Origin of the sequence: Pseudoalteromonas sp. UG3-2, from assembly GCF_037120705.1 — a bacterium.
Classification (GTDB): domain Bacteria; phylum Pseudomonadota; class Gammaproteobacteria; order Enterobacterales; family Alteromonadaceae; genus Pseudoalteromonas.
Window position 1 is genome coordinate 1129518 of sequence record NZ_JAWLJU010000002.1, and the last position, 15148, is coordinate 1144665.

A 15148-nucleotide genomic window follows, 5' to 3' on the forward strand; every position below is an offset into this window, starting at 1 on the left:
TTAAGCATAATGGTGCTAATTGATTAAAAGTTAGTAAATTTGCAATATAAATAGGAGAAGATGGTGCTGAAAAAGTGGTCGGCGATGCAGGATTTGAACCTGCGACCCCTTGGACCCAAACCAAGTGCGCTACCAAACTGCGCTAATCGCCGAACATATATTTTGTGTAGAAGTGGTCGGCGATGCAGGATTTGAACCTGCGACCCCTTGGACCCAAACCAAGTGCGCTACCAAACTGCGCTAATCGCCGACTGAATTTTGATATGTAGATGGGGCGACTGATGGGACTTGAACCCACGACAACCGGAATCACAATCCAGGGCTCTACCAACTGAGCTACAGCCGCCACTACATATAGGCAAAATAAGAAATGGCGCACCCTGAAGGATTCGAACCTTCGACCGACGCCTTAGAAGGGCGTTGCTCTATCCAGCTGAGCTAAGGGCGCAAACTCGAGTAAACATCTAGATGCTACTAAATCTTATTTTAAAAAGTGGTCGGCGATGCAGGATTTGAACCTGCGACCCCTTGGACCCAAACCAAGTGCGCTACCAAACTGCGCTAATCGCCGACATTGACCATGAGAACTTTAAAGCGTTGTTTCGCTCTGTCCTCGTTGGCAACGGGGTGCATAATAGTGATTTGCCCTGAGCAGGTCAAATATTTTTTTTAGTTTTTGTTTCAACTGCCTAATTTTACCCCAAATTGTTGATAAAACAGCTGACTTAGTTAAATTTCAGCCACAATTGGCCATTGTTATAAGTAAATCTTGCGCTTTTTAGCTCAGCTTGCTTGGCTGCTGGGCGGTTTTTTGCGAAAATAGCGGGCAAATGTCCTCCTTTCATGCCGAAACGAGGCAAAATTAACAAGAGCAACCCCACTTTATTTCTGTTTTACCCCGCAACATACGGCAAAAGCGTATTTTGCTTGTAATGTGGAATTTAAAGGCTCTATTATCGTTCAAGTTTTTTATCCTTAATATAGGTCAATCATGACGGCAAACATCATTGATGGCAAAGCTATCGCGAAACAAGTTCGTTCTACTGTGGCAAAGCGTGTTGAACAAAGACTGGCTAATGGCCTAAGAGCCCCAGGCTTAGCTGTAGTGTTGGTTGGACAAGATCCTGCCAGCCAGGTTTATGTAGGTTCTAAACGCAAGGCTTGTGAAGAAGTCGGCTTTGTCTCTAAGTCATTTGACTTACCTGGCGATACCAGCGAGGCACAATTACTGGATTTAGTCGACCAACTGAATGCCGACCCTGAAGTGGATGGCATCTTAGTACAGCTTCCGCTACCTGAAGGCCTTGACGCCGAGAAGGTACTGGAACGTATTGACCCGCATAAAGACGTGGATGGTTTTCATCCTTACAATGTTGGCCGCTTAGCACAAAGAATGCCTTCGCTCCGACCTTGCACACCTAAAGGTATTATCACTTTATTAGACTCTACTGGTGTTCGTTATAAAGGCATGCACGCGGTCGTGGTTGGCGCCTCTAATATCGTTGGTCGCCCAATGTCGCTAGAGCTACTGTTAGCCGGTTGTACCACCACTGTATGCCATAAGTTTACTAAAGATCTCGAAGCGCATGTTCGTCGCGCCGATCTTATTGTGGTTGCAGTAGGCAAGCCTGAGTTTATTCCCGGCAGCTGGGTGAAAGACGGCGCTATCGTTATCGACGTCGGTATTAACCGTTTAGAGTCTGGCAAGTTGGTCGGTGACGTGCAATACGATGTAGCTGAGCAAAATGCGAGCTTTATTACCCCAGTGCCTGGCGGTGTCGGCCCAATGACCGTAGCCAGCTTAATTGAAAACACCCTAGAAGCGTGTGAAAAATACCACAGCTAATACGCAGTTGGGTGTCAAAGACGACACCTGCCACTGGTTTTTTTCTTACCTTTAAAATACAACGCCGCGACTAAATCACCTATTTAGCCGCGGCGTTTTTATACCTAATAAGCCATTAAATACTGCCAGGGATAGGCTTGGTTGCAAACTCAACTCCGTGGTTTTGCCCACGGTGGCGCAACAAGTGATCCATTAAGGTGATCGCCAGCATGGCCTCTGCAATGGGAATAGCACGAATGCCAACACACGGATCGTGACGGCCTTTGGTCACCACTTCTTGCGGTTGGTTATGCACGTCAATGCTCTGCCCCGGGATTGAAATACTCGAGGTCGGTTTCAGTGCAATTGAGGCAATGATATCTTGACCGGTGGAAATGCCAGCTAATACTCCGCCAGCATGGTTAGAGGTAAACCCTTCTGGGGTTAATTCATCGCGATGCTCAGAGCCTTTTTGCTCGACCACATCAAAGCCATCACCAATTTCGACGCCTTTCACCGCGTTAATGCTCATTAAAGAATGGGCGATTTCGGCATCAAGACGATCAAATACGGGCTCCCCTAGTCCCACTGGGACATTTTTTGCAACCACTTTCACTTTGGCGCCAACCGAGTCCCCGGCTTTTTTAAGCGCGCGCATGTACTCGTCTAATGCCTCTAACTTTGACTCATCGGGAAAGAAAAATGGGTTCGTTTCAACAGCTTGCCAATCGTATGTTTCTGCGGCGATGGGGCCCAGTTGCGATAAACAAGCCTGAACGCTAATACCATGGACTTGCTTGAGGTATTTTTTTGCAATGGCACCCGCTGCCACTCGAATTGCGGTTTCTCTGGCTGAAGAGCGCCCGCCTCCGCGGTAATCACGAAAGCCGTATTTATGCCAATAGGTGTAGTCTCCATGGCCTGGACGGAACAGCTCTTTGATGTTGGAGTAATCTTTAGAGCGCTGATCGGTGTTTTCGATTAAAAGTCCGATACTGGTACCGGTTGTTTTGCCCTCAAAAACCCCTGATAGAATTTTGATTTCATCGCCTTCGCGACGTTGTGTGGTGTAGCGGCTTTGTCCGGGCTTACGTCGGTCTAAGTCAACTTGTAAGTCGGCTTCACTTAATTCCAGCCCAGGGGGCACACCATCGACAACGCCACCAAGCGCTGTACCATGGCTCTCGCCAAAGGTCGAGACCTTAAATAATTGGCCAATGCTATTGCCTGCCATTGTTTTTCCTCATTCCAAAAAAATACAATAGTAGGCAAGCGCCTACTATCAGTTTGCGAAGTATTCTTGTAGCTGTTGTTTTGATACCACAAAAACGCCTAGGCCGCCATGCTCAAACTCCAGCCAAGTCAATGGGGCACCAGGGAATTGCTGCTCCATATGTACCATAGAATTACCAACTTCGACAAATAACAAACCGTCATCCGTTAAATAATCTGCCGCTTGTTGTAGCAAGGTTCTGGTGACATCGAGACCGTCTTCTCCAGACGCCAAACCCAGCTCCGGCTCGTGATGAAATTCATCGGGTAAATCGGCCATGTCTTCAGCATCAACATAAGGAGGGTTCGCTACGATCAAATCGTATTTTTGCCCTGTTACACCACTGAAAACGTCTGATTGTATGGCAAATACTCGGTCTTGCATCATGTGTTGGTTAATATTGAAATCCGCCACTTCTAGCGCTTCAAAAGAGATGTCTACGGCATCCACCTGAGCTCGCTCAAACGCCTTAGCTAAGGCAATAGCAATACAGCCTGAGCCAGTACACATGTCCAAAATGCGAGTTACCTTGCTTGGCGACGCAACCCAAGGAGCAAAATGCTTGGCTATCAATTCGGCAAACGGCGAACGCGGCACTAATACGCGCTCATCAACATAAAAAGGCATGCCAGCAAACCAAGCTTGGTTAGTTAAGTAAGCCACAGGAATGCGCTGCTCTATACGTGCTTTAATAAACTCAATCAGGGTATTTTTTTCTGTTTGAGTAAGCCGTGCTTGCATGATCTCTTTGGGTGCATCTATTGGCATGTGCAATACCGGTAGCACTAAACTCACGGCTTCGTCCCACGGGTTATCGGTGCCATGACCAAAGAAAACGTCATTACTGACAAACTGACTCGCGGTCCACCTCACCCAGTCTTGGATGGTATGAAGATCTTGCATTGCCTCATCGGCCGTTTCTGCACTGATCAGCGGCTGTGACATCTGTGTCATAGTGATTCTCTGCTATCAAACAATATTGCGTCATTGTAGCGTTTTTTAAGCTAGGTTTTTACGCTTTTTTTATTTAAAATAGCCCGATGAGTAAAGAATCCCAACATAATCCTGAGCACAGCGACGATTTCGCCATGTTCCGCGAGTCTCTCGCGGGGGTCAAGCCGCTAAAGCAAGATCAGGTGCAACTTAAACAAGCGAAGAAAAAGCCCAGTGTTGAGCTTAAGCAGCAAGCTAAGCAACAGCAATCTGAGTTTTACTTTTCCGATGAGTACATTCCAGACATCGACACCGCTGGCACCGTTAATTATGTAAAGCCTGGCGCCGATCGCTACTTGGCAAAACAACTGCGCCGTGGCGACTATGCCCCAGAGCTGATTTTAGACTTGCACGGTCTCAACAAAGAAACGGTAAAGCAAGAGCTTGCTGCGCTAGTACATGCCTGCAAAAAGCAACATATTTATTGCGCTTGCGTGGTTCACGGCGTCAGTGGCGGCACCTTAAAGCATAAAGTACCGCAGTATTTAGTACAGCACCCCGATGTTTTAGCAATGCACCAGGCACCGCTTGAATACGGGGGTCGTGGGGCGTTACTTATACTTATCGATTTACCTGAAGACCCCAGCTTTGGCCGTTAACTCGGCCAACATCAGCGTCATTTTGAAAACCACTTATAAATATTAATACCGCATTGGTATTAACCACTTTCGAAGCCATAACCACACTCCCCCCCTTTTACGCCACAGTGATTGCTGTAGTAACTTTATCCCACAGCTCTAAGGTAATACTGAATATTCGCTTAACCAAAATAGCTACTTTTTAGCTTAATTACTAATTCAGGCTGGTTAATTTCACTAACCAGGTTTATCCCTCCTCCCTACAAAGAATATTTTTCTATTTAATTTCAATAATTTAAAAAATATCTCGTGATTGGCACAACCTTTGTAATAGTTACTGCGACTAACAAATTAAAGGAAACGAATCATGAACACTTTAGCGAAACTTACAATGACCACAGTAATCCTAACAGCCAGCATGAGTGCCAGTGCTAACGAAGTAAACACCTCTGTACTTTCGGAAGTAAAAGCCAAGGTCTCTGAGGCCATTGCAGAAACCGTTCGCAGTAACCTTAATGAACTGAAGCTTGATACTAAGGCAGCTGTGAAATCAGCATTCACCAACGAACAAAAAGTAGCAGTAAAGAAGGAAGATGATAATGGTTAATGAATTAACGTTTATGAGTCTACTCGCCACCCCAGTGGTCAGTTTAATCGCCGCTTATGTGAGCATTCAACTCATCAAATCGTTAGGACAACGCATTAACATGCACTAGTGTCACCTTCGCTAAAGTAGGCAAGGTAGCCTAGTAGTCAAAGATCACCCTGGATGTCAGCGTGAAGTTGACACAAAAAACCCGCCAATTGGCGGGTTTTGTTTATTCAGTCACTTACGTGATTAAATTATAGTGAACCTTCGTTCTCAGATAGGAACTTAGCAACGCCTTCTGGGCTTGCGTCCATACCTGCTTTACCTTCAGTCCAACCAGCAGGACATACTTCGCCGTGCTCTTCGTGGAATGCTAGTGCGTCAACCATGCGAAGCATTTCGTCGATGTTACGACCTAGTGGAAGGTCATTAACTACTTGGTGACGAACATCGCCTTCAGCGTCGATTAGGAATGAACCACGGAAAGCAACGCCAGCTTCTGGGTGCTCTACGTCGTACGCTTGACAGATTTCGTGTTTAACGTCAGCAACTAGATCGTATTTAACTGGGCCAATACCACCTTCGTTTACTGGAGTGTTACGCCAAGCGTTGTGTGAGAACTGAGAGTCGATTGATACACCGATAACCTCAACGCCACGCTTTTGGAACTCTTCATAACGCTTATCAAATGCAATTAGCTCAGAAGGACAAACGAACGTGAAGTCTAGTGGGTAAAAGAAAATAACCGCTTTTTTACCTTTAATACGCTCGTGCAGGTTGTAGCTGTCTACGATTTCACCGTTACCAAGTACTGCTGCTGCTGTAAAGTCTGGTGCCTTGCGGCCTACTAATACACCCATTTTTATCTCCAATAGTTAGGTTTATTTCCAATCTTGTTTTATGTTCATCAAAGACACAAAACATTGATGTTCAAGATATGGTGATACTGGCTATAAAATACAACCCTGAAAAAAGCATTTTCCAAAGCAAATTTCACCAGTGCAAAAACTGCGTTTAGTTTATTGGGCTAGCGCCACAATTGACAATCGAATTAAGCGATAGCACTAATCTATATTTTCGATGATACGGTTAAGTAGCTAGATTAGGATCAAAAAAGGCTTCCTGAGGAAGCCTTTTGTGGGATGTTTAATCCATGATGTCTTCGGGCATATCGCCACGTATTTGTTGCCAGATTTCACCTGACTGATGACCGTATTTACGCATTAAGGAAATGGCACCATCGTGCTCACGATTTTCTGCCAATGCCGTTAAGTCGATGTAAAACTGTCGTGCCAACTCTCGCGTTCTTGGATCGGAGAAGTAATGACAACCAATTTTCGAATACAGACCGCGAAAACCGTTTAAAATAAGCACATAAATTTTATTTTGCCCGGCTCCTGCCAGTTCATGGTGAACTTGGTAGTCGTAATCAGCAAACGCTTCGGCGGTGTCTTCAAGCTCTGCGTGTTTAGATAAAATATCAATCACGCGCTGTGGGTTTAGCTTAATCGCTGCACGGGTATAAATAGCACTGATGTTCGTGCGAGCGGATAACAGCTGATCGGTAAGCTCTGGCATTTTATCTTCATCTAATCGTGCCAATGCTTCCAAAATATTGAGCCCTGAGGTTTCCCAGAAGTTATTCACTCGGGTCGGTTTACCATGTTGAATGGTTAACCAGCCGTCACGCGCTAAACGCTGTAGCACTTCACGTAAGGTAGTTCTGGTTACACCGATGAGTTCAGAAAGCTCGCGCTCAGCAGGTAGGATAGACCCCGGAGGGAATTCGCCGTTCCAAATTGACTCAACAATATATTCTTCAGCAAATCCAGCTGGGCTCTTGGCTTTGAAAATTCTCATCTCACACCACTTTATTATTACATCAATGCCTTTATTGGCAGTTTGTGCTTGTTAATCCACTGATTGTACCAGATGAAGCTCAACTAACAAGCCACAAATCCACTCAGTGTGGTTGTGATCATACACACCAAAGGTGAGATTATTACACCCCGTAAGGTTGTACCTACTCCTATAAAGGGGGTTTGAATAGTGAAGAGCCATTTATCTTTATCGTTTAATGATAATTTAGCAATAAGTGGTTCAGCCTCATTGTTTCAATATGCTGGGAGAGGCTAGAACTGAATCTATTTAGAGCGAGGCCACAATAGCCTTGTTCTATTGCAACAAGTAGCCTTCGTTGAGCTTGATGGCCGCTTATATGCCAATTTGAGCTATTAAGTTATTACATTAAAGACTTATAAAGCCAATATAACTGAGATTGAACCTAACTCCTATTTAGACATAAATGAGTTAGAGATGAGGGAAAGCAGAGTGCCAGAAGCAGACTATGGTAGCGCCGCGCTCTGCGGCAAATTTGGAGCGCAGCTGAAAATTTTTCCGGCAAGAGCGCTTTGTCAAAGGGCCTTTGACTCATAATCTTGCAGCCCTCTTTAGGGTCTTATATAAAAGATTAGAGTCAGCACCAAGCTGCTTCAACTTAAATGGCTTTTTTGCATTCTTAGTTATTAGCCAAACTTCTGGTATTCGATTGCCTTTGTGGAACTCATCACTAATGACAACATCCTCAATATCGACTAATGGAATATTTCTTTTGGTGAAAGGATAAACCACCTTAATATTATTGCCAGTGATTTTGACGCCCGCTGCGGTTACTAGGTATTCATAGATGATAAAGACAACCAGAACGCTCATCGCACCATAGCCTAATAGGGGATTTCCATTTTCCCCTACATACAGCCCTAATGCAGAAAATCCGATTACACAGGCCAAATAAAACAAATGGTAAAGCGGCCCTTTATAGAAGCTGGACTGGTCAAGATCTTTGTCTTGCGCACCAGCCTTTTCATTTAATACTTCACGGAGCATCTCAAACCCCAGTAATTGATATTCAACTCTAAGCAATTCTTTGTTGTCGGTGCCCAGCAGATCTAGACGCTGTCTATACGGTCTCTCTTTTACTATATGGATTTTCCCCCAAGCAATTAGTCCTTTCTCTTTTCCGATGTGTATATACCAAACTCCGTCATCATCAACTGCAACGTCTGCGAATGGTAGCTTTTTTAAAGTGCGCCATGTAAGAATTGAAAAGAACCCAAAGACTACTGTACACATTGCCGTAGTCATGAGTGTGCCATTTGGATTTCCTTCGTTCTCGTCAGGAAGGAAGGGCAAAGAAAATCCTAGCGCCAAAAATGCTATAAAAACTACTAAGCATACTTTCACTAATGTGATGTAGTTTTTGTCGAGCTTGAATTCTTGCATGAGCTTCCCGCTGCCCTCTAACTCCAAGTTAAGAAGCAATAAAATAGCTGGCTAAAATTAGCGACGAAGGAGCAAAAGCCAACTGTTTTTTGTCCTTTCAAACGACTTGCTAGTTTTGACTAAAATTAAACATCCTGCCAACTTCTTTATCAAAGCTAGCCGCTTCATTCTCTTCTGCCCATTTTATTTCCCTTTCACGTTGCTCAATTATGAGGTTTTCATCTCTCAACTGATTAATTACTTCTTCTTCAGTATTAGCAACTAAAAATTCAGGGTTTAATTCACAAGAATAAGTCTTTATATTTTCACTGAGCATATATGCTCTTGCCCACTCTTGAAAAAAGTCATTAGCAACGCCTTCGTTCTCCATAATCAATGTGGACTCTCTACAATCAGTTGAATTCTGGGAAAAATTGAAAGAACCACCAATAACTGTTTTTGGTAATATTTTAGTAATAACACCTTTATCCTCATTTACATTACACAGAACGAGGAACTTGTAATGAAGTAAACTTTTTTTGTCCGGGCCAGATTGATCCCTGCCAAAAACTCTTACCGAGTCTTGATTGATGCTATCTAATGGCAACGCTGTAAGGTGAAAGTCTGATGGTAATACATTAACGTTAAAACTTAGTGGGTTGATATCACCGTATAACTTCGATTGCTTCAATTTGTATTTTGAAGCTTCGCTCTTATCTATAACGATAGAAGAACCATATTTTAATTTTTTTAAAGCCGCTAATATTTTATTGTTAAATAACCAGGGGCAGCAACCTATAACTGCATTACTGTTTAAAATCAGATCGACGATAACATCTTCATTTGAATCAAAATATGCTTTTATTCCCCCGTGACTCTCAATTGATTGAGATCTATTTTCAAACAGTAAATTTAGATTTGTTTTTTTATTCATAACTTACAGGCCAGAGTTGATTGAAAAGCTAACGCCCTGCTATGGGGTGAGCAACGTAACACCTATGCCGCCTACCACCTTAATCACTAAAATCAACGCATAGTAAAAATGCCACGCGTTGCAAATTCCATTTGAGCCGTTTGTTATACGTTCACTCGTAAAGCTTTTCCGTTGCTTTTTTTAGGTCTGCTTTCGGTAAGAACTGATCAGATATGGTTAAAATAGAATGAATATTATTGCGTAACTTATCGAGTTCAATATTTCCCGGGTTTATTGCTGTTTGCAACAAATGAATGGCCATATCAGCTAATAGAACACGCTGCTTTTCAAGCCATTCCTTATCGTCTTTAGTTGCGGGATTAGCCAAATAATTAGCTTCTACCAGACTATGCAATTCCCAGCTTGTTTTAATCAAATCTTCGCGTTCAAAATTATTCAATGTTGATTAGTCCATAATGTATAACAATTTAATATCGAGCGATTGGGGCATTTGTCTGCCACAATCTGTTTCGCTTTTGTCCTATGACCATTGATAGCAAATTTAGGAAGTGTTTACCAGCATTGAAGTTACGAAGCATTACTCTGAACGTGTACACGGCAAAAACGATCCAATTTGTTGTTTTCTGCTATAGAAGAGACATAATAATACGATGTATAGATACACCCGCTGCAGCTAGCTCAAGGAGAACTCGTTCACCATTTCTAGACCACATCGCGAGTTTATGCTGACTAAGCAATATACGCTCAGAAGCGTTGATACATTCCTTAAGTGAATGACGTCCTATATTCATTTTCATGGTAAGTGTCACTTAGCTTCTTCGAGCAATTAGGTTGCACTATTCAATTGCAGTGCGTCTTAAACACTGCCTTGTGATTCAACCACTAAAATTCTGGCTTCTCCTTTCGGGTGAGCAACATGCTCAGTGCCAACCGTTGCATAAAAAATGTCGCCTGCTTCTGATAAATGTGAATGCTCCACGCCATTTTCCTTATAGAACATTTCAACCATGCCATCTAACACCACAAAAACCTCTTCGCCATCATTGGTATGCCATTGATAAGGTTGACTAGTCCATCGTTGTGATACCATTCATATTGACAATGTCTTGCTCGCCCAAACCCGCTAAGCCGTAAATGTTTTACTTCTAATTACTCGCAAAGCTCTTTCCTATTCTGTTGATGTTTATTTCTGAGGAACTAGGGTTGCTTCGTGCGGCGATGAGCGCCTGCAGCTAGAAGCAAATTATAATCCTATAGTGATTCATTCTTTATTTGTAATGTGAAGCACTAGAACTCTTGCTTTTTCGGTTGTAAACGAGAATAACACCGCTGCGCTTGCTCTGATAGCAGCTGATAAAGCATAATAAGGCAAAAAAAGGGCTTCCAGTTATGCAAATTTCTACCTTCCATTTATCCCGACAGTCGTGGGGATTACTTGCACTCAGTGCGGCGCTATTTGAAGCAACGGCACTGTATTTTCAGTATGGCATGGGCTTAGAGCCATGCATTATGTGTATATATCAGCGTTTTGCCATGCTGGGGATTTTCGCGGCCGGTTTAGTTGGCCTGTTGGCGCCACGCTCGTTTGTGGTGCGCTCTGTGGCATTTATCAGTTGGGGCGTAGGTAGTATTTGGGGATACTTGTTAGCACGTGAACACATTGCCATGCAAACCACCACCGATCCGTTTGCGTTTACCTGTGATTTTGTGCCGAACTTTCCTGAATTTATGCCATTACATGAATGGTTTCCGAGCTTTTTTGCGGCAACTGGCGACTGTGGCAACATTGATTGGTCGTTTATGGGGCTGTCTATGCCAGGCTGGATGGAGATCATTTTTGCCGCCTACAGCGTAGTGTTTATTTTCTTTTTACTGTTCCACTTCACTAAACAAAAAGCGGTATAAAAAGTTATGGTTTTCAGACTAAGTCAACTCACACAGCTTAATGGCCTTAAGCTAAGAGCAAAACAGCAAGTGCTGCAAATTGCACTGAGCTTACTCGATAGCAAAACTAAGGTCATTTTAAGAATTGCCAAACTGTTGTTGCTCACACCTTTTTTCGCTTCTTTAGCCATATTTGAAGGGTGGGTACTGTTACCCGTGTTACTGGTAGCAGGCTTAGTCTACCCTTTGTTTACCACGCCTGTAGAAATCTTCTTTGCTAAGCCTAAGCTTGATGAAGCACTGCGGGAGTATGAAAATAACAATACGCTAAGCGAGCAAAGCTAATTGCTCGCTTACGGCGTTTTATACTTTAATTTTCCCCTCCAACTTAGCTAATGTCCCTTTACCAATACCTTTCACCTGCTGCAGCTCGGTTACCTGTTTAAAGCCTCCATGCTTTTTGCGGTACTCGATAATGGCGCCAGCTTTGTGATTACCAATACCTGGTAATGTCGCTAACATGCTAACGTCTGCAGTGTTGATATTGATAACGGCTTGCTGTGTTGCTACTGCCGCTGAGGTGGGTTTGGTGGGCTCGGCATGCACGCCTGCACTTAGTACAGACAATGTCAAAGCTAAAGCGGCTAATGTGGATTTAATGCTCATATAAACACTCCTTGTGTTGGATTATTCCTTGCCTGACGAGGTATTAAAATCAGCGCCAGACTGTCTAAATAAAGAACGAAAATTACACTTTGTCAAAGTCTGATTTTTGCATTTCTACACTTTAGTGTGTTAGCCATGCCCGAGCATTGCAATTAAGCTGACAATAGCAGGCTCGTTGAGTAATACCAATCCGCATTAATACATGCTCAATTTGAGGGAGTAAATTTGACGCTAACTGCGTTAAAAATTTCTTATTTAGAACAACTAAATAGCAAAATTTTTGCCTTGTTATCGACAAAATTTACTTGCCTCAAGATAGATCTCTTAATTAAGCGAATTGGTATAAAAATACTTGCTAAATAGTGGTAACAAGTTTACTGTATATAAAAACAGTGACAAGAGGATTAACCATGGCCGTTATCACCAAATATGTTGTTGAGAGAAATGGAGTCGAGCGTATGACTTTTACATCGAAAAAAGAAGCAGATGCCTATGACAAAATGCTAGACGTAGCAGAAGCGCTTGAAGGCATGCTAGAAAAAGTCGATGTACCATTAAGCGATCAGCAAGTTGAGTCACTGGCACTAGAAATTGCCAAACAAAAAGATGATTTTCTGTCGGTGCTTAAAGGTGGTAAAGCCACCCCAAAAGGCAGTAGCAAAAGCAAAACTGACAGCGAGCAAAGTGAAGACAAGGTCACTAAAATAAAGCAAGCCTAATACTAATGAATTTGCAATTAGTTGCATAATAATTATACCAATCCGCATTAATACTTGCTCAATTTGATGGAGTAAATTTGCCGCTAACTGCGTTAAAAATTTCTTATTTAGAACAACTAAATCGCAAAATTTTCGCCTTGTTATCGACAAAATTTTCTTGCCTCAAATAGACCACTTAATTAAGCGAATTGGTATAAGGCAAAGCAATGATGCCTATTTAATTAGTTTTTCAGCGATGCAAGAATGAAAAAAACCGCGCTCTGATGAAGCGCGGTTTTTTTGTTGCGACTCAAGCACGAGTCGCAGGTATTAAATAACGGAGGTTACTTAAGAACAGCTGCCACAGCGTCGGCAAAGTAATCGATGTTGTCTTTACTGACACCGGCGACATTAACGCGGCTAGAGCCAACAATATAAATGGCGTACTCTTCACGTAGGCGCTCAATTTGTTCTTTATTAATGCCTAAGAAAGAGAACATACCGTGTTGGCGGTCAATAAATGAGAAGTCTTGATCTACGCCTCTGGCTGCTAAGCTTTCTTTAATTAGCGTACGCAGACCATTAATGCGACCACGCATTTCATCTAGCTCATCGTGCCACATTTGCGTCAGCTCTTCGCTACCTAGAATAGTGTTCACAATATCAGCGCCATGAGCTGGCGGCATTGAGTAAATGCTGCGCACTACACTTAACAATACTGAGTTAGAGATATCAGCAGTGGCGCTGTCTTTGGCAATCACAGAGCAAGCACCAATACGTTCACGGTATAAGCCAAAGTTTTTCGAACAAGAAGAACAAATAATCATCTCATCAACGGCATCCGCAATGGTTCTCATGCCTTGAGCATCTTCTTCTAGGCTGCTACCAAAACCTTGATAAGCAATATCAATTAATGGGGTAAAGCCTTGCTCTTTAGCCAACTCTGCAACGGCTTGCCACTGCTCTTGGTTAAGGTCCATACCGCTAGGGTTGTGGCAGCAAGCATGTAATAGAACGACATCGCCTTTTGGTACTTGTTTAAGCGCCGCCATCATGTCATCGAACAACAAGCCTTTATTTTCATAATCGTAGTAAGGGTACTCTTTTACTTGTAGCCCAGCTGCCTCAAACAAGCTAATGTGGTTAGCCCAGGTTGGCGTCGTTACCCAAATGGTCGCATTGTCGTTGCAACGCTTAATAAACTCTGCGGCAACACGCAATGCCCCTGTACCGCCAGGCGCTTGAGCAGTGCGAACACGGTTAGCCAGTAGGGCTTTGTGTTCACCTAGTAATAGGCTTTCCATTTTTTGACAAAAATCAAGATTACCAGCCAAACCAATATAAGACTTTGTCGTTTCATTTTCTAAGCGAAACGCTTCTGCTTTTTTTACCGCTCTAAGAACCGGAGTATTCCCCTGCTCGTCTTTATAAACACCAACACCAAGATCAATCTTATTGGGGTTAGTGTCCTGCTTGTAAGCGGCCATCAGGCCTAAAATAGGATCTGTTGGAAGTGGTTTTAGCTCTGAGAACATGGCTTATCTCTTTTATATTATAATTAATGCAAATTCGAACGCACTGCGCCCGAGTCAAAAAGGTCTTTTGATGGTAACACACAGGCTGCTAGTGAAGTTACCAAAATCATCGAGAATTTTATTCATTTATGTAAACCTATCTGCACCACGCCAGTATCAAGTTTACGACCAAGCAATTGCTTAAGATTGCGGTAGTAAGCGTGGTATTAGCACACAAGCGGCCGCGAGGGTTGCGAGTACTTCAGCACTGAAAAAGTCAGTGGTAAATGCCTCGGCATCAATGATCCCAACACACTTACCCTCGTCATCAAACAGTGGCAAACAGGTTTCTGCTTGTATTTTCGGATCGCACGTATAGTACTCGCCACCGGATGCCACATAGTCTGGAATATTGTTGATCACGCGTGCTTTGGCATTTAATACCGTTTGAATGTTGTTAGAAGTCGCGGCAAATTGCTCTGTCACCGGAAACAAAGGACGACTTGGAGCGCCTGAGTAGGCTAACTTTAATAGTTGTTTACCCTCTTGGGTATCGCGCACCTGATAAATGCCAAACCAATCCACTTGGGTGAAGTGAACCACCGCATCCACCAGCGTTTGTAATTTGGCTAGGCGGTTTTGGGTATCTTCATCTTGCTGTAAGTAGTCGCTGAGCAAAAAGGGCTCTGGCTGCAGATGACCAAATAAACTACATGCTCCGCCTTCACCGAGCTCTGGAATTTGATAAGACCATACGGCTTGCGCCGAATTACCACTTAAATAGTTATCAAGCAATGTTAACTGCTTATCAAGTAGCTCACGGGGAATGGTTAACTCACTGAGGGAAATATAATCTTTCATTTTAGCCATCTAAACATCTAAACTTTTAGATAGCGTAACACGTCCCCCTGATTTTGCCAATCAAAAATCACT

16 protein-coding genes, 5 tRNA genes and 1 pseudogene are annotated in these 15148 nt (G+C 43.2%); 6 read left to right on the forward strand and 16 right to left on the reverse strand.

Annotated features, from left to right (window positions below; genetic code table 11):
- Nucleotides 1-75 precede the first annotated feature (75 nt).
- The 5 genes from R3P39_RS08305 to R3P39_RS08325 all read right to left on the reverse strand — a co-directional run bounded on the left by R3P39_RS08305 (nt 76) and on the right by R3P39_RS08325 (nt 571).
- A tRNA-Pro gene (locus R3P39_RS08305) sits at nt 76-152 on the reverse strand.
- A gap of 21 nt (nt 153-173) precedes the next feature.
- Nucleotides 174-250, reverse strand: a tRNA-Pro gene (locus R3P39_RS08310).
- Between the two features lie 20 nt (nt 251-270).
- Nucleotides 271-346, reverse strand: a tRNA-His gene (locus tag R3P39_RS08315).
- A gap of 25 nt (nt 347-371) precedes the next feature.
- A tRNA-Arg gene (locus tag R3P39_RS08320) sits at nt 372-448 on the reverse strand.
- 46 nt (nt 449-494) lie between these two features.
- A tRNA-Pro gene (locus tag R3P39_RS08325) sits at nt 495-571 on the reverse strand.
- A 420-nt stretch (nt 572-991) separates the two neighbouring features.
- On the opposite strand from R3P39_RS08325, the gene folD reads away from it, so the two are divergent.
- Nucleotides 992-1846: a bifunctional methylenetetrahydrofolate dehydrogenase/methenyltetrahydrofolate cyclohydrolase FolD gene (folD, locus tag R3P39_RS08330; RefSeq protein WP_336566853.1), complete on the forward strand. Its 855-nt coding sequence runs from the start codon at nt 992-994 to the stop codon at nt 1844-1846.
- A gap of 115 nt (nt 1847-1961) precedes the next feature.
- Here the strand turns inward: folD and aroC are convergent, their stop codons facing one another.
- Both aroC and prmB read right to left on the reverse strand, forming a co-directional pair.
- The gene (gene aroC / locus R3P39_RS08335) at nt 1962-3059 is read right to left on the reverse strand and encodes a chorismate synthase (RefSeq protein ID WP_336566854.1); all 1098 of its coding nucleotides are present in this window, start codon (nt 3057-3059) and stop codon (nt 1962-1964) included.
- A 48-nt stretch (nt 3060-3107) separates the two neighbouring features.
- Nucleotides 3108-4043: a 50S ribosomal protein L3 N(5)-glutamine methyltransferase gene (gene prmB, locus R3P39_RS08340; RefSeq protein WP_336569276.1), complete on the reverse strand. Its 936-nt coding sequence runs from the start codon at nt 4041-4043 to the stop codon at nt 3108-3110.
- Between the two features lie 95 nt (nt 4044-4138).
- Here prmB and smrB point away from each other — a divergent pair, with 95 nt between their 5' ends.
- Both smrB and R3P39_RS08350 read left to right on the forward strand, forming a co-directional pair.
- Nucleotides 4139-4690, forward strand: coding sequence for an endonuclease SmrB (gene smrB / locus R3P39_RS08345; RefSeq protein WP_336566855.1), 552 nt, complete (start codon nt 4139-4141; stop codon nt 4688-4690).
- A gap of 346 nt (nt 4691-5036) precedes the next feature.
- Nucleotides 5037-5276, forward strand: coding sequence for a hypothetical protein (locus R3P39_RS08350; protein WP_336566856.1), 240 nt, complete (start codon nt 5037-5039; stop codon nt 5274-5276).
- A gap of 236 nt (nt 5277-5512) precedes the next feature.
- Here the strand turns inward: R3P39_RS08350 and R3P39_RS08355 are convergent, their stop codons facing one another.
- The 6 genes and pseudogenes from R3P39_RS08355 to R3P39_RS08380 form a co-directional block, all read right to left on the reverse strand.
- A complete protein-coding gene (locus R3P39_RS08355) occupies nt 5513-6118 on the reverse strand; it encodes a peroxiredoxin C (RefSeq protein ID WP_336566857.1) in 606 nt (201 codons plus the stop codon).
- 286 nt (nt 6119-6404) lie between these two features.
- Nucleotides 6405-7118, reverse strand: a complete 714-nt coding sequence (gene fadR, locus R3P39_RS08360; RefSeq protein ID WP_336566858.1) for a fatty acid metabolism transcriptional regulator FadR — start codon at nt 7116-7118, stop codon at nt 6405-6407.
- Nucleotides 7119-7688: 570 nt separating this feature from the next.
- Nucleotides 7689-8540: a hypothetical protein gene (locus R3P39_RS08365; protein ID WP_336566860.1), complete on the reverse strand. Its 852-nt coding sequence runs from the start codon at nt 8538-8540 to the stop codon at nt 7689-7691.
- A 109-nt stretch (nt 8541-8649) separates the two neighbouring features.
- The gene (locus R3P39_RS08370) at nt 8650-9453 is read right to left on the reverse strand and encodes a hypothetical protein (RefSeq protein WP_336566861.1); all 804 of its coding nucleotides are present in this window, start codon (nt 9451-9453) and stop codon (nt 8650-8652) included.
- A gap of 151 nt (nt 9454-9604) precedes the next feature.
- The gene (locus tag R3P39_RS08375; RefSeq protein WP_336566862.1) at nt 9605-9892 is read right to left on the reverse strand and encodes a hypothetical protein; all 288 of its coding nucleotides are present in this window, start codon (nt 9890-9892) and stop codon (nt 9605-9607) included.
- Between the two features lie 417 nt (nt 9893-10309).
- Nucleotides 10310-10612: pseudogene (locus R3P39_RS08380) on the reverse strand (cupin).
- A 230-nt stretch (nt 10613-10842) separates the two neighbouring features.
- On the opposite strand from R3P39_RS08380, the gene dsbB reads away from it, so the two are divergent.
- Nucleotides 10843-11358 carry a disulfide bond formation protein DsbB gene (dsbB, locus tag R3P39_RS08385; protein WP_336566864.1) on the forward strand — a complete coding sequence of 172 codons (516 nt, stop codon included), beginning with the start codon at nt 10843-10845 and terminating at the stop codon, nt 11356-11358.
- Between the two features lie 6 nt (nt 11359-11364).
- Nucleotides 11365-11682, forward strand: a complete 318-nt coding sequence (locus R3P39_RS08390; protein ID WP_336566865.1) for a hypothetical protein — start codon at nt 11365-11367, stop codon at nt 11680-11682.
- Between the two features lie 18 nt (nt 11683-11700).
- Here the strand turns inward: R3P39_RS08390 and R3P39_RS08395 are convergent, their stop codons facing one another.
- Nucleotides 11701-12003, reverse strand: a complete 303-nt coding sequence (locus R3P39_RS08395; protein ID WP_336566866.1) for a ComEA family DNA-binding protein — start codon at nt 12001-12003, stop codon at nt 11701-11703.
- Between the two features lie 410 nt (nt 12004-12413).
- On the opposite strand from R3P39_RS08395, the gene R3P39_RS08400 reads away from it, so the two are divergent.
- Nucleotides 12414-12722: a YebG family protein gene (locus R3P39_RS08400; protein WP_336566868.1), complete on the forward strand. Its 309-nt coding sequence runs from the start codon at nt 12414-12416 to the stop codon at nt 12720-12722.
- A 323-nt stretch (nt 12723-13045) separates the two neighbouring features.
- On the opposite strand, the gene R3P39_RS08405 is transcribed toward R3P39_RS08400, so the two are convergent.
- Together R3P39_RS08405 and R3P39_RS08410 are read right to left on the reverse strand one after the other, a co-directional pair.
- The gene (locus R3P39_RS08405; RefSeq protein WP_336566869.1) at nt 13046-14236 is read right to left on the reverse strand and encodes an amino acid aminotransferase; all 1191 of its coding nucleotides are present in this window, start codon (nt 14234-14236) and stop codon (nt 13046-13048) included.
- Nucleotides 14237-14416: 180 nt separating this feature from the next.
- Nucleotides 14417-15085, reverse strand: a complete 669-nt coding sequence (locus R3P39_RS08410) for a GAF domain-containing protein (RefSeq protein ID WP_336566871.1) — start codon at nt 15083-15085, stop codon at nt 14417-14419.
- Nucleotides 15086-15148: the final 63 nt, after the last annotated feature.